The following is a 14,457-nucleotide window of genomic DNA, read 5'->3' as shown; positions in this document are numbered from 1 at the left end:
TTAATAAGACTTTACTCCTACATTGACAGTGTAGACAAGTATGTTTCTTTACAGGAGCGGAAGCGTTTGTTGCTTGTTTACTATAAACGCATGTTAGATAACCCAAAATATAAGCCGATACGTCAAGATATGCGAGGCTTTATTCATGGGTGCCGAAGTAAAAGCTTTGATATGGAAGCGGCCTTGTTGAAGCTCTACTTTAGCTCTCATCCATGTGCATACTAGGCTATTGTTGCGGGTTATTTTTTCGAAAACTGGTAGCGAGATTATTACTCTAGCTATTTATAATGTTTTTTTAGGGGAGAAATATGCTGGAGGCTTATAGTGGTATTTCCAAGGAGGCCTATAAGCCTCAATGCATCGCTTGTTGTCGACAAGTTGGGCTAAAAGTGAAAAAGGCGAGTTATGAACAGTCTTTAAAAAATATGATTGGTTTTGATATGACCATTGATAAACGGTTATGTAGCGGAGAGCAACGGAATTTTGAGATCACAGACTCGCTCATAAACGCAATTAAAGAATGCGGTATCCATATAGCTTTACAGCCGATCGTTGAGGTAAAAAGCGGAGAAATATTTAGTTTTGAAGCCCTCGCCAGGTGGACGCATCCTATCATGGGGCCAATATCTCCTGATGAGTTTATCCCTATTGCTGAACATTTGGGTCATATCCATGCACTCGGTCTAGAGGTGCTCAGTCAAGCCTGCCAATTCCTCACTGATTACGATAAGTTGTTTGAGACTCGACCAATGATTAACATTAATATCTCAGTTCAACAACTCACTTATCCTAATGTCGTCGAAGATATTCTCAATATTGTCAAAATGTACCACTTATCCCCTGAACGCATCGTATTGGAGGTCACTGAGTCTTATCCATTGGACGGAGGGATGAAAGTTAACGCAGTGCTCGAAAAGCTTAATCAATTTGGATTTAAGCTTTCGATTGATGATTTTGGTGCAGGAATGAGTGCAATCACCAGTTTGTTCAACCTTCCTCTTTATCAAGTCAAACTAGACAAAAAGCTAGTGAGTGAATCCTCTGTCTCACAACCCTGTCTGGACTTTTTAACCTACCTATGTGGCTATGGAAGAAAAGAAGGGGTACAGATCGTGGCAGAAGGGGTAGAAGATGAGATGACAGTGAGTAAATTAAAAGAAATAACGATCCCCTATGTGCAAGGGTATTATATGTATCGACCACAACCCCCACATTGGTGGTTAACGGAAGAAAATGTGTAAATGTATTTTGTATTAGTAATCACAGTGTAGAAATTAGCCCCTAAGTACTATGTTTTTTGTCATGTGTTTATGACACTTTGTATAGATATAAGGTAATAGAGAAAGCACATGACTAGCCCACTCAACGTTTGTAAATATCATAGTGATGCTTTTAATGAAGTGGAACGCTTTTTTGATTCGTTGTTTAAAAAGAGGACGGTAGATGCTTGCTGGCACCCGAGCCGGTTTGAATATGCGCGATATTTGGTTAAACCATTGTTCGAGAAGAGAGGGATTACTGACTGGGAAGACCATGTGTCGTTGTGGCGAGATAGTGATGGCAAGCTAGTGGGCATCGCTCTGTCTGAGGCTGCCGATTTCAACAGCTTTTTCTTTGCAGCTTCAGAGCATCGATATGCTTCACTTAAGCAAATGCTGGGCTGGGCAATGGAGACGAATTATTGCCTAGAAGGTGGACGAAAAAGGATGACATGTTGGGCGGATCAAGATGATAACCTACTAATAACGTTACTTAAAGAGCATGGTTTCGATCAGGATATCGGGCAGGAGTATTTGCTTGTCTGTGACTTAAATCAACATACGCAGTCTTCGGCAACCAGTCATTATCTACTTAGCACTCTCGTCGATCCCTGCTTGTATGAAAGCCGGATGGAATGTGTCGCTTGGGCGTTTCAGGATCGCTCGCATTATGATTTATTGTCAAGTTATAAAACGACGGAAAACGCACCTAATTATCGTCAGGATTTAGATTTTTGTTTAGTCGATCCACTCTATCCAAACACAGTGATTGCCGCGTGTACTGGATGGCAAAATCATGCCGATAATAGTGTGTATCTGGAACCGTTTGCTGTCGCACCTCAATATCAAGGAAAAGGCATAGGAACGATTCTGCTGCGTTTTGTCATGACCTCGCTGAAGCATCAAGGCTTCAGGCATGTATATGTGGGAGCTTATGGCGATGGGCTCAAGTATTTCTATTGCCAAGCTGGTTTTTCGCATTATAGGACGTTAAATCATTACTCGTTCAACAAGCTTGATTAACTGTGGTTTCATATACGCCGACAGCGGCGGGACAAATGTCTACGAATTATCAAATTGAGAGATAATTAATCGCATAATCCCCCATGTCTTTATAGCTAGACAGAGCGTTGCGCTTTATTTGAACAACATTAATATAACTTATTGATATTAGTTATAAGTTATTGAATACTATTAACTCCATTCACGCAGATTCACATGCCTAGGAGGTAAATGCCATGACTTATTTTCCGATGAAAAAACTCGATGTCATTTTTGCCTCTGCGCGTCACTGTGCCAACCACTTGGCTCAGGATACCCGCTCACGCATCTGACTCTGCGTCCAACTGTAATTGGCCGCAGGTATAACGCGGCTAATTTGCAGTACCACCTCGCTTTATGCCTGTGGCCTCCTATAACCCAAAAGGAGAGCCATCATGACTCAACTATCTTTACTACCTTTAGCTCAAGCGCTGGTTCGTTTGGATTTGATTCGTCAACGTCGTGTGAGTACACACCGTTACCGCTACACAGATGTGGCGTTAAATCGTCACCTACAGCGTGATATTGGTATTGCACCTGACAAGCAAGATGCCTTGCCCGTTAGCACACAGTTTGCGGCAAAACGTTATCTTGTGACATGGCGACGACGATGGCGGTGGCTATAATGGGCCCCAGAAAGCGGCGTATCGGTTGATACGCCGCCCTATCATCGAATAAAACACTGCGCGGCAGCCAACTTGGCTGCCGTTTGCGATCTAAGGGCAGGGGTTGGGATAGCGGTTAGCAATCTCATCAATACCGGCAAGCACATCGTCACTCAGCGTCAGATCCAAGCTATCGAGATTCGTCTCCAGCTGTTTTAGCGTTGTGGCGCCAATGATGTTAGAGGCGACAAAGGGACGACTATTGACAAACGCGAGTGCCATCTGTGCCGGATCGAGGCCATGGCGTTGGGCAAGATCGACGTATTCTTGCGTGGCCTTTTGCCCTGATTCGGTAAAGTAGCGCGCGAAGCGTTGGTGCAGTGTACAACGGGCCCCTTTCGGGCGTGCGCCTTGCAAATATTTTCCGCTCAGCGCGCCAAACGCCAGCGGCGAGTACGCAAGCAACTCGACCCCTTCATGATGACTGATTTCCGACAGGCCTACTTCGAAGGTGCGGTTAAGTAAATTATAAGGGTTTTGGATGGAGACGATACGTGTGAGGCTATGCTTCTCTGCTAGATGCAAATAACGCATCACCCCCCAAGGGGTTTCGTTTGAGACACCGATATAGCGAATTTTTCCTGCTTGGACGAGTTCATTCAGTGCATCCAGTGTATCGAGGATGGTGACTCCAGAGTGTTCATCTTGATACGGATAATTAAGCTTACCAAAACAGTTATTATGCCGCTGTGGCCAGTGCACTTGATACAAGTCGATATAGTCGGTTTTTAGTCGTGTCAGGCTATCTTCAACGGCTTGATGGATATGGCGTCGGTTGAGTGACATATTGTCACGAATATAGGGCACATTGCGTGGCCCCGCCACTTTGGTCGCGAGGATAACACGATCGCGTTTCCCGGATTTTTCTAACCAGCTACCGATGTATTGCTCGGTTAACCCTTGCGTGGGTTCGCTGGGGGGAACGGGATACATTTCAGCAGTATCAATAAAATTAACGCCCCGTTCAAAGGCAAGATCGAGCTGTGCATGGGCGTCAGCTTCACTATTTTGCTCACCAAATGTCATGGTGCCTAAGCACACTTTACTCACGTCTAGCGAGGAATGGGGCAAACGGTGGTATTGCATCCTTTCTCCTTGTCTGCAATCGACCTATGGCAGTCCATAGTAGAGAATTTTAAAAATGATCGAAAGCGGTTTAGCGGTGGCTTGACAGCTGGTTAAATATTGACCATTACTAAATGGGTTGTCCGATCGTATTGGTCTGAGCGCGGTGTTATTGCTAGGCATGATGGACACGAGAAAGCGTAACCTAGAGGAAGGTAAGATGAACTACTCACAACTCAAAGCATGGATGCGCGCGGATCCTCGCTCATGCCCTCAGTGTTATATAATGGCCCATGCAGGCGGCGCAAAATACTCGGTCGAAGTTGAAGTGAAGCATGAACTAGAACCTTTACGCTCGGACCAAACCGGTGAGGTGATGCAGTTTGATCATGTCGGGCAAGTGGGAGAGAAACTTAAAGCGTTAGGGATTGAAGAGGGCGTATTACGCTTGATGGATCCTTACGATGAGTTTGCCACGGGCGGAGAGCCAGGCTGTCGAGAAGATATGCCAATTCGTTTTTGATGTTTTACCTAAACGCACAGGATGTGGTGATCATGCGTGTGGATTGACACTTACTTCGGATCCACAAAGTAACGACGCAAGATCTGGTGCGTGAACTGGGTGCGTAAATAGAAGCCGCGGGGCAAGGTACGGATCGGCTCACCATTGGGGCCGAAAGCATCGGTCAGCGCTTTGCCGTTGGCCGCTTTGGGGCGCAATTGGAGAGACTCACCTTGGCGGGCTGTAATCTCCGTTACGCGGCCTAGAGCCACCCAATCCATTAACTCCTCCCAATCGGCACGCAGTTGCGCTTCTTCTTCCTGGCTGGGGGACCATAATAGTGGTGTGCCGATTCGGCGCTGTGATACAGGTATATCGCGTTCGCCTTCAACAGGGATCCACAAGACTCGTGACAGCTTTTGCCTCACATGACTATTTTCCCAGCGCACCCCGGCTATCCCTGTTAGTGGCGCCACACACACAAAGGTGGTTTCCAGCGGCTTACCATCGCCAGTGACCGGAATCGTTTTTAGCTCAATGCCTAAGTGTGCGAAGTCCTGTTCGGGTTTGCTGCCCGCGTTAGCTCCCAAACTGGTCTCGAGCAACATGCCAATCCAACCTTTCTCCCGCGCAAGCGTCTCTGGACAGCGGATTGACTGGGCATCACTCACTTCGCCGAGTGTAAGACCTGCCAAGGCGAGCGCACGTTCCATCAATATTTGTTCTGATGCTGGGGCTGGTGTCACTGTATTGGATCCTGCAGAGTCGGTTACGGGTGCGCATTATCAAGAGCTGCCATTATCAAGAACTGCGATGTGGGCTGCAAGCGGATCCGGTAAGAGGGGAGCAACCTGTCTCGTCTGAGGTTATCCACAGCGGAGTAACTTTTTAAGTAGCGAATTCGAGTCATGATCAAATATACAGTAGCTTAGCAGCGATAAAAAGCGACTCACCACCTTAACTGACGTTTTTTTGCGCTATCGATGTGGATAATTTACTGACTGGTGGATCTTTGAGCGATCTGTGTTTATATGATGATCGCTCGATCTTGTGAAAGATCCTTCTGGTGTCATTTGTTTTTATCTACCTGATTATAATGAATTAGTTTGTTTTTTTTGTTCATTTTTTTTAGATGAGAAGATCCTTAAGTGCTCGACATCTGAACTTTTTCTAGGCTTCTTCACAAATCTATCCACAGAAAGCGTGAATAAATGTGCGCAAACTCTCATTGCTATGTTTATAACTTCCTGTTAGACCCTAAGTTATCCTCAGATGACGACGAGTGCGCAAAAACAAAGGTCAATCCACAATGTTTGTTTACCCCTTACCGCTTTTTGTGAAAAAATCAGGTTCAGTAGAGATTTATCATTGAGGTCGTCCAGTGATTGATGGCGATGGCTATCGTCCCAATGTGGGGATAGTAATTTGTAACGGCCACGGTCAAGTTCTCTGGGCTCGTCGATATGGTCAGCATTCGTGGCAGTTTCCACAAGGAGGCATCGATGAAGGGGAAAGCCCTGAACAAGCGATGTACCGGGAGCTGTATGAAGAGGTAGGCCTGACCAAGAAAGATGTACGCATCTTAGGGACCAGTCGACATTGGCTGCGCTATAAGTTACCCAAACGCTTGGTGCGCTGGGATTCCAAGCCCGTGTGCATTGGGCAAAAGCAGAAGTGGTTTCTGCTAAAACTTGAGTGTGAAGAATCACGTGTCAACGTCACACGTGGTGGTACACCTGAGTTTGATGGTTGGCGCTGGGTGAGTTATTGGTATCCAGTGCGACAAGTGGTGGCATTTAAGCGTGAGGTTTATCGGCGCGCGATGAAAGAATTTGCGCCACTTGCGATGCCGTTTAAAGAACGCAAACCTCGGCGTCGACACAAGCGAGGATAAGTGTAAGGAGAGAGTGGGTGCTCACGCAGTTAAGGAATATTGTGCAAAGTGTGGCCGCGTCTTCAGATCTTGATCAGGCGCTACACACTTTAGTGCAACAAACCTGCGTGGCCATGCGCACGGAGTGTTGCTCCGTGTATCTTGCCAATGCCGAAGACCAACGATTTGAACTCATGGCGACGCAAGGCTTGGATCCGTCCGCGCAAGTGTCGATGGCATTTGGTGAAGGCTTGGTCGGCGTGGTTGGCAAGCGCGCTGAACCGCTAAACCTTGCCTATGCGCGCAAACACCCCGCGTTTAAACCCTTCCCCTCCACTGGTGAGGATGCGTTTCAATCCTTTCTTGGCACCCCGATCATTTATCGCAAAAAGGTACTTGGGGTGCTGGTGGTGCAGCAACATCAACCTCGCCAATTTGATGAGAGTGAAGAGTCCTTTCTCGTGACCTTGGCTGCGCAGCTGGCGGTGGTGTTTGCCCATGCCCATGCGCAAGGTGGCTGGCAAGGGGCCTCATCTCCGGTCTTGTTGGAAGGGATGCCGGCCTCGCCAGGGATAGGGATAGCACAAGCCTGGTGTGATGACTCGCAACCGCGGCTTGAAGAGGTGGCGCCCGCTTCCCATTTGGATACCCAGCGAGAGCTCGACAGGCTGGATGCTGCGATTGATGATGCCAGTACCGAGTTTCGTCGCTTGCGTAAGCGTTTCGACAAGGAGCTACAAAAAGACGCGTTGGCGATTTTTGATCTCTTTGTGCACCTGCTAAACGATCCCATGTTGCGTGAGGACATGACGGTGCGGATCCAGCAGGGAGATGCGGCAACGTGGGCGGTGAGACAAACGGTAGAAGCCTTTTCCGCGCGTTTTGCCGCAATGGATGATCCTTACCTAAAAGCGCGTGCCGGCGATGTCAAAGAGCTAGGACAGCGGCTGCTTTACTTTTTAATCGCCCCGGCGGGCAGTCCTCCTCCTATTTCGACGCCTATCGTGCTGCTTGCTCGGGAGTTAACCGCGGGTATGCTGGCGTCAATCCCGCGCGCATTGCTCTCAGGGGTTGTCGCTGAAGAAGGGGCAGCGAACTCGCATGCGGCGATTCTGGCGCGTGCGTTAGGGATCCCGGCGGTAATGGGCGTCAGCTTTTCGCCTGCTAAGCTTCATCAAAAAACCGTGATCCTCGATGGCCATAAAGGGGTGCTCATGATCGAGCCTGCCGAGGCATTGATCAATGAGTATCAGCACCTGGTTCAAGAAGAAGCGAGCCTGCAATCTACCTTTGAGACCGCACTGGCGGCCCCGGGACAAACTCAGGATGGCACACGTGTTGAAGTGCATTTGAATGCTGGCCTGAGCGCCGATAGTCAGATTGCAATCAATCAGGGCGTTGATGGGGTTGGGTTGTTCCGCACGGAAGTCCCATTTTTGATGCAGCGCCGTTTTCCGTCTGAAGACGAGCAGGTCAAACAATACCGAGCCATTCTTGCCAGTTATCCCGATAAACCTGTGGTAATGCGCACCTTGGATATTGGTGGCGATAAACCATTGCCATATTTAAGTGTTGAAGAGGACAATCCATTTTTAGGCTGGCGGGGGATACGTTTTACCCTCGATCATCCAGATATCTTTTTAATTCAGGTACGTGCGATGTTACGTGCCAGTATAGGCCTCAATAATTTAAAGCTATTGTTACCCATGATCTCGGGACGTAACGAGCTACTGGAGGCAAAAGCGCTCATCAGCCGAGCTTATCAAGAGGTCAGCCAAGATGCCCACCAAGCAGGGCAAAGTATCAATATCCCTTTATTGGGGATCATGGTTGAAGTTCCCTCTATTCTCTATCAGCTCGACAGCATTGCGCGCGATGTAGATTTTCTCTCAGTCGGCACCAACGATCTCACTCAATATCTATTAGCCGTTGATCGCAACAATGCGCGCGTGGCTGATATTTTTGATGCGCTGCACCCCTCGGTATTACACGCATTAGCGTCGATTGCCGCGGTGGGGACGCGTCATCAGCTTCCGGTTAGTGTGTGTGGAGAGCTAGCCGGCGATCCGGTGGGGGCGTCTTTGCTGGTGGGGTTGGGGTATCACCAACTGAGTATGAATACCCGCAACGTGGCCAAAATTAAGTATTTGCTAAGCCGCTTACCCCATGAGCGCTTGGTCATGCAGGCCAATCAGATGTTGGCGCTGGATCACCCCAGCGAGATCCGCGCTGCCACTGAAGCTTTTCTGGCCGGGCAAGGATTAGAGGCGTTGGTCAAAATCGGACAGCTGCGATGATCACCAGCCTCACCGTGCTGCTGTTTGTGGTGTGTATGCTGCTAGGGGCCTGTGTAGGGACCTTATCTGGCCTGCTGGGTATTGGTGGGGGCTTAGTCGTGGTGCCCGCCCTTACCTTTTTGCTTCCCGTGTTCGGTATTGCCCCTACTGTGGTGATGCCTATTGCGCTCGCCACCTCACTTGCCACTATTGTACTGACGTCGAGTGCCTCTGCTTGGCGCCATTTTCGTCTGGGGAATGTTCACCTTGAGGCGGTCAAAGCGCTCGTCCCTGGCATGATGCTTGGCGGCATCTTGGGGGCTGGGCTTGCTGATCGCCTGCCACACGACTGGTTGCCTCGCCTGTTTGGCGTGATAGTGCTTGCCATGGCGCTTCAAATGTTGCTCAATCGGCGTCCCTATCGCGCGCGCCCTTTACCGCATTGGCTGAGACTGTCCTGTGCGGGCACGCTGATCGGTACGCTCTCCAGCTTAGCGGGGATTGGGGGAGGCTCTTTTACCGTCCCATACCTGCACTGGCGCGGAGTAAGTATGCACCAAGCCATTGGCAGTGCCTCGGCGGGGGGCGCGGTGTTAGCGCTGGGTGGCATGGTGAGTTTTGTGTGGTTGGGCTGGCGTCAAACGGAACCCTTGCCCGCGCTCAGTGTCGGATATTTGTATTTGCCTGCCTTGCTCGGCGTCGTGTCAACGTCGGTGTTGATGACACGGGTTGGTGCTCAACTGGCGGTGAGGCTACCCACTGCGCAAATAAAACGTATTTTTGCCGTCTTTCTTGTTATTGTCGGCGCCAGCATGTTGTTGAAATAAAGGATCCCATCCATGGCCGAAGGCTACATCACCTTTCCGTCAATCGACCCCATCTTATTTGAACTTGGTCCGGTAGCCGTGCGCTGGTACGGCTTAATGTATTTGCTTGGCTTTGTGTTCGCCTTGTGGCTCGCGAATCATCGTGCGGCCAAACCGAATAGCGGTTGGAGCAAAGAAGAGGTCAGTGATCTGCTTTTTGCCGGCTTCCTGGGCGTGGTTCTCGGGGGACGTATTGGCTATGTCTTGTTTTATCAGTTTGACGCCTTTGTTGCTGACCCGTTGTTTTTATTCAAAGTGTGGACAGGTGGCATGTCCTTCCACGGCGGCCTGTTGGGTGTGATTACTGCGATGGCGTGGTATGCGCGCAAGACCCAGCGCCATTTTTTTACCGTCGCCGACTTTATCGCTCCTTTGGTGCCGTTTGGCCTTGGGGCGGGGCGCTTAGGGAATTTTATTAATGGTGAGCTCTGGGGACGGGTTACCGATGTGCCTTGGGCGATGGTATTTCCAACGGGAGGCCCTTGGCCGCGTCACCCTTCACAGCTCTATGAGTTTGCGTTAGAGGGGGTGGTGCTATTTATCATCCTCAACCTCTACATCCAAAAGCCCCGACCTATGGGGGCCGTCTCGGGGCTTTTCTTGGCTGGCTACGGGACTTTCCGCTTTATTGTCGAGTATTTCCGTGAACCCGATGCTCACCTAGGCTTGTTCGCCGGCATTTTCAGTATGGGGCAGCTGTTATCATTACCGATGATCATTGCGGGGGCTGTGATGGTGGGATGGGCGTACCGTCGTCAACCCGCCAAGTGACCGAATAGCGTGAATCGGTTATAGTAAGTAATACACCAAGGCACCTCAGCGGTGCCTTTTGTTCGTTTGGCCAATGATAGGAAACACTATGAAGCAGTATCAGGCTTTGATGCAGGATATTCTCGATAATGGGACGGATAGAGGGGATCGCACTGGCGTGGGAACACGGTCTGTGTTTGGTCGGCAACTGCGGTTTGATCTCGCCGCTGGCTTTCCGCTACTGACCACCAAGAAACTCTACACGCGCGCCATTATCCATGAGCTTTTGTGGTTCCTTAACGGCGATACTAACGTGCAGTATTTGCAAGATAACAAGGTGCGTATCTGGGATGAGTGGGCAACCGAAAGCGGCGATCTTGGCCCCGTTTATGGCGCGCAGTGGCGCTCTTGGGCGTGTCCAGATGGCTCGACCGTGGATCAAATCGAGCAACTGATCGAGCAAATTAAAACGAAACCTAATTCACGTCGTCATATCATCACCGCCTGGAATCCTGCTGATTTGCCAGATGAGTCGATAAGCCCAACTGAGAACGCCGAACAAGGCAAGATGGCCTTAGCCCCTTGTCATTGCTTGTTCCAGTTCTACGTGGCTGATGGCAAGCTCTCATGCCAGCTTTATCAACGCAGTGCTGACTACTTCTTGGGCGTACCATTCAATATTGCCAGCTATGCATTGTTTACGCATATGGTTGCGCAGCAGTGTGGCTTAGAGGTGGGTGACTTTGTGCACACCTTTGGGGATGTACACCTTTATCATAACCACCTGACCGACGAGATTGTTTACGAGCAACTTAAACGTGAACCACGTGCGCTACCTCGATTGGTGATCAAGCGTAAACCTGCCTCTATTTTTGACTATTGTATTGATGACTTTGAGATTGAGGGATACGACCCACATCCGACTATCAAAGCACCGATCGCCATTTAATGGTGTCGTACCGGACTAACGCGGTATATCGCGATACTCTATCTAGTTCCAGTGCCGCAGAGCCAATAAAAAAACCACCGCTTAAGCGGTGGTTTTTTGAATCTAAGGCTTCGTCAGGCAATCACTGTGACAACAGCACAATGCTTCCTGGAACAATCACAAAGACGAGGCTGATGTAAGCCAGTACCGCTGCTTTTGATTTGGCCGCCAACTGGCCTAACCACTCGGCACCTTTGAGCGGTAACTCACGCAAGAACGGAATACCGAAGATAAGTGTCGTAGCCAAGATATTGAAGCTTAAGTGCACCAACGCAATTTGTAGGGCAAAGACCGCGAATTCACCAGTAACCGCTGTGGCAGCGAGTAGGGCCGTAATACAAGTACCAATGTTGGCGCCTAAGGTGAACGGATAGATGTCACGGACTTTCAGCACCCCTGAGCCGACTAGTGGCACCATTAAGCTGGTGGTTGTCGATGAAGACTGTACCAAAACAGTGACCACTGAGCCTGAGAAAATACCATGTAGTGGGCCACGACCAATCGCGTTTTTCAGCATGTCTTTGGCGCGACCAACCATCAGCTTTTTCATCACTTTGCCCATGATGGTAATCGCAATCACAATGGCAGCAATCCCCATGACAATCATGATAACACCACCAATGTTACCTGGCAGGGCGGCTTCAAGCGGTGATTGCACTGCGTTAACCACAGGTTTTGTCAGTGGCTTAACAAAGTTCAAACCTTTGATGCTCATGTCACTGGCTTGCGTCAGCGGCGAAACTAACCACTCGGAAATCTTATTCAGCAAACCGAACGCCATCTCTAATGGCAGGAAGATAGCAACGGCGAACAGGTTGAAGAAATCATGAACGGTGGCGCAGCTAAATGCGCGACTGAACTCCACCTTACAGCGGGCATGACCAAGGCTGACGATGGTGTTAGTCACCGAGGTGCCTACGTTTGCCCCCATTACCATTGGAATCGCGGCTTCAACGGGGAGGCCACCCGCGACTAAGCCAACTATAATAGAGGTGACTGTACTTGACGACTGGATCAATGCGGTAGCAACAATACCAATCATTAAGCCAGCTACGGGATGAGAAGCGAACGCGAAGAGCGTCTTAGCTTCGTCGCCGACGGCCCATTTAAAGCCGCTTCCTACCATGGCAACGGCCACCAGTAGGAGGTAAAGCATGACGGCAAGCTTGGTCCAACGGAACCAATTTGAGGAGCTCTGGGTTGCCTCTACCGCTGTAGCATGGGGAGTCATAAGATATCTCCGTGACAGTTCAGTGTCAGTTTAGTGTCAAAGCAAAAATCTGCCGCGATAGTAAGAAGGTAATATTTCAGAAATATGACACAAATACTGCAGTGGTTTGAAAATCCGATCTGGGCGAGGTTATCAGCGGAATTAGCGTCAGTTAGCTTGCTGATTTTAAGTGCTATTTGTGCCCGTTCGGTGCAGTAAAAAAATCCGTGTAAAAAATGTAACAGGGAGGTGCACGTTGACACTATGCTAGACACAGGGCGGTCAGCAAGGTTAAAAAAGATTAGACTGCGAATAAATCAATGGTAAGTTAGTTTTGATATCGGTTTTTCCGATGTTTACTATCAGAACAAACGATTTTTCTAAAAGTGGTCTGGCTGACTAGACTACGGAAATCCACTTTTTTTGTATGGAGTGCTTAAATGACTGATGTCATTCGTCAGTTTCTGAAAATGGAATCCGCAGGAGGTATTGTGCTGATTGTTGCGGCGGTATTGGCGATGTTCGTAGCGAACTCGGATCTACAGCCTTTATATGACAGCACCCTTCATACCTACATAGCCGGTTTATCAGTTGGTCACTGGATCAATGATGGCTTGATGGTGATTTTTTTCCTGCTGATTGGTTTGGAAGTGAAGCGTGAGTTGGTGCAAGGCGCCTTAAACTCAAAAGACAAAGCGACGTTCCCTGCAGTGGCTGCTGTTGGAGGCATGCTTGCACCTGCATTGGTTTATCTCGCGTTTAACTGGGGCGATCCACTCGCCGTATCGGGATGGGCTATTCCTGCAGCAACGGATATTGCGTTTGCTTTGGGGGTGCTAGCGCTATTGGGTAACCGCGTTCCATTGGCGTTGAAAGTGTTCTTGTTGGCACTTGCGATTATCGATGACCTTGGCGTGATAGTGATCATCGCACTGTTCTACAGCAGTGATTTGTCAGTGGTTGCGTTAGCCAGTGCGTTTGCTGCCACCTTAGTCTTGGTGGCGATGAATATGCGCAAAGTCACCAGTATCACTGCCTATGTGGTAGTCGGCTTGGTGCTGTGGTTCAGTGTTTTACAGTCAGGTGTTCACGCTACCCTTGCCGGTGTCGTGCTTGGCTTTGCCATCCCACTTAAGGGGAAAACGGATGATGATCCTTCACCGTTGAAAAAAATGGAGCACGCCCTTCACCCTTATGTGTCGTACTTGATACTGCCCATCTTTGCCTTTGCCAATGCTGGGGTGTCGTTAGATGGCGTATCGCTGGCTAACTTAACCGAAATGTTGCCGCTAGGTATTGCATTGGGTCTGCTGATTGGTAAGCCTTTGGGTATATTTAGCTTTAGCTGGGCAGCGGTGAAACTGGGCATTGCCAAATTACCAGCACGTGTGAATTTTACCCACATCTTCGCCGTGTCAGTGCTTTGTGGTATTGGCTTTACTATGTCTATTTTTATCTCGTCACTGGCATTCGTCGGTGTGAATGGCGAGTTCGTCACACTCTCTCGTCTAGGGATCTTGATAGGATCAACCCTAGCAGCGGTAATAGGCTACGTGGTTTTGCATTTTGCACTGCCGCCAGCCAGCGCGCTTGCTGATGAACAAGGAGACGAGTATGAAGAAGGCGACACTAGCATTGATTACTAGCCTGGTTGCCGTCTCTGGCTCTGCCATGGCGGCGAACCAAGAGATGTACTGCCACGGAGAAAAGGATAACAGCGACGTGTGCCAAGCCTACTTAGCGGGCGTGGCAGATGGAAAAGCAATGACGGCTTCATTAAACGGTAAAGACAAAGCCGAAAATGGGTCGAGCTTTTCAGAGCGTGCATTAGAGCATCGTGCCGGAGAGCGGGTGAGAAAGCCGCTTGATAAAGATGATGTGAAAGACTAAAACGCGTATGGAACTTGAAGGCGCCAGAGGGGCAGCGTAAGCTGCTCGTCTGGCGTTTTTTTATCAATCAGC

Annotated in this window: 14 protein-coding genes; 11 read left to right on the top strand and 3 right to left on the bottom strand. The window is 49.3% G+C overall.

All coding sequences use genetic code 11. The features are described from left to right. Positions 1 to 308: 308 nt before the first annotated feature. The 3 genes from N8M53_RS10710 (at position 309) to N8M53_RS10700 (ending at position 2,926) form a co-directional block, all read left to right on the top strand. The gene (locus tag N8M53_RS10710; RefSeq protein WP_269578772.1) at positions 309 to 1,241 is read left to right on the top strand and encodes an EAL domain-containing protein; all 933 of its coding nucleotides are present in this window, start codon (positions 309 to 311) and stop codon (positions 1,239 to 1,241) included. Positions 1,242 to 1,349: 108 nt separating this feature from the next. Then, positions 1,350 to 2,282 (top strand): GNAT family N-acetyltransferase, encoded by a 933-nt coding sequence (locus N8M53_RS10705; RefSeq protein WP_269578771.1) that lies wholly within the window; start codon positions 1,350 to 1,352, stop codon positions 2,280 to 2,282. A gap of 413 nt (positions 2,283 to 2,695) precedes the next feature. Further along, positions 2,696 to 2,926 carry a hypothetical protein gene (locus N8M53_RS10700; RefSeq protein ID WP_269578770.1) on the top strand — a complete coding sequence of 77 codons (231 nt, stop codon included), beginning with the start codon at positions 2,696 to 2,698 and terminating at the stop codon, positions 2,924 to 2,926. A 90-nt stretch (positions 2,927 to 3,016) separates the two neighbouring features. Here N8M53_RS10700 and N8M53_RS10695 read toward each other — a convergent pair whose 3' ends face one another. Continuing rightward, positions 3,017 to 4,051: an NADP(H)-dependent aldo-keto reductase gene (locus N8M53_RS10695; protein WP_269578769.1), complete on the bottom strand. Its 1,035-nt coding sequence runs from the start codon at positions 4,049 to 4,051 to the stop codon at positions 3,017 to 3,019. A gap of 199 nt (positions 4,052 to 4,250) precedes the next feature. On the opposite strand from N8M53_RS10695, the gene N8M53_RS10690 reads away from it, so the two are divergent. Then, positions 4,251 to 4,553, top strand: a complete 303-nt coding sequence (locus N8M53_RS10690) for a DUF6482 family protein (RefSeq protein ID WP_269578768.1) — start codon at positions 4,251 to 4,253, stop codon at positions 4,551 to 4,553. A gap of 50 nt (positions 4,554 to 4,603) precedes the next feature. Here N8M53_RS10690 and mutH read toward each other — a convergent pair whose 3' ends face one another. Continuing rightward, on the bottom strand, positions 4,604 to 5,278 hold the full coding sequence (gene mutH, locus N8M53_RS10685; RefSeq protein ID WP_269578767.1) for a DNA mismatch repair endonuclease MutH: 675 nt from the start codon (positions 5,276 to 5,278) through the stop codon (positions 4,604 to 4,606). A gap of 635 nt (positions 5,279 to 5,913) precedes the next feature. Between mutH and rppH the strand changes: the two genes are divergently transcribed. The 5 genes from rppH to N8M53_RS10660 all read left to right on the top strand — a co-directional run bounded on the left by rppH (position 5,914) and on the right by N8M53_RS10660 (position 11,246). Further along, entirely contained in the window at positions 5,914 to 6,426 is a 513-nt protein-coding gene (gene rppH / locus N8M53_RS10680; RefSeq protein WP_077772288.1) for an RNA pyrophosphohydrolase, read from the top strand. Positions 6,427 to 6,443: 17 nt separating this feature from the next. Then, entirely contained in the window at positions 6,444 to 8,702 is a 2,259-nt protein-coding gene (gene ptsP, locus N8M53_RS10675) for a phosphoenolpyruvate--protein phosphotransferase (RefSeq protein WP_269578766.1), read from the top strand. Beyond that, a complete protein-coding gene (locus tag N8M53_RS10670; protein WP_420066611.1) occupies positions 8,702 to 9,508 on the top strand; it encodes a sulfite exporter TauE/SafE family protein in 807 nt (268 codons plus the stop codon). The genes ptsP and N8M53_RS10670 overlap by 1 nt, the downstream gene beginning before the upstream one ends. Before the next feature lie 12 nt (positions 9,509 to 9,520). Continuing rightward, positions 9,521 to 10,318, top strand: a complete 798-nt coding sequence (gene lgt / locus N8M53_RS10665; RefSeq protein ID WP_269578764.1) for a prolipoprotein diacylglyceryl transferase — start codon at positions 9,521 to 9,523, stop codon at positions 10,316 to 10,318. A gap of 73 nt (positions 10,319 to 10,391) precedes the next feature. Beyond that, positions 10,392 to 11,246: a thymidylate synthase gene (locus tag N8M53_RS10660; protein ID WP_420066586.1), complete on the top strand. Its 855-nt coding sequence runs from the start codon at positions 10,392 to 10,394 to the stop codon at positions 11,244 to 11,246. 121 nt (positions 11,247 to 11,367) lie between these two features. Here N8M53_RS10660 and N8M53_RS10655 read toward each other — a convergent pair whose 3' ends face one another. Continuing rightward, positions 11,368 to 12,516: a Na/Pi symporter gene (locus N8M53_RS10655; protein ID WP_269578762.1), complete on the bottom strand. Its 1,149-nt coding sequence runs from the start codon at positions 12,514 to 12,516 to the stop codon at positions 11,368 to 11,370. Between the two features lie 419 nt (positions 12,517 to 12,935). Here N8M53_RS10655 and nhaA point away from each other — a divergent pair, with 419 nt between their 5' ends. Further along, positions 12,936 to 14,141, top strand: coding sequence for a Na+/H+ antiporter NhaA (nhaA, locus tag N8M53_RS10650; protein WP_269578761.1), 1,206 nt, complete (start codon positions 12,936 to 12,938; stop codon positions 14,139 to 14,141). Next, positions 14,110 to 14,385, top strand: a complete 276-nt coding sequence (locus N8M53_RS10645; RefSeq protein WP_269578760.1) for a hypothetical protein — start codon at positions 14,110 to 14,112, stop codon at positions 14,383 to 14,385. Before nhaA ends, N8M53_RS10645 begins: the two co-directional genes overlap by 32 nt. Positions 14,386 to 14,457: the final 72 nt, after the last annotated feature.

Origin of the sequence: Salinivibrio kushneri, from assembly GCF_027286325.1 — a bacterium.
GTDB classification, from domain to species: Bacteria; Pseudomonadota; Gammaproteobacteria; order Enterobacterales; family Vibrionaceae; genus Salinivibrio; species Salinivibrio kushneri_A.
The sequence above is the reverse complement of the archived record's forward strand: the minus strand, read 5'-3'. Positions and strand labels throughout refer to the sequence as shown.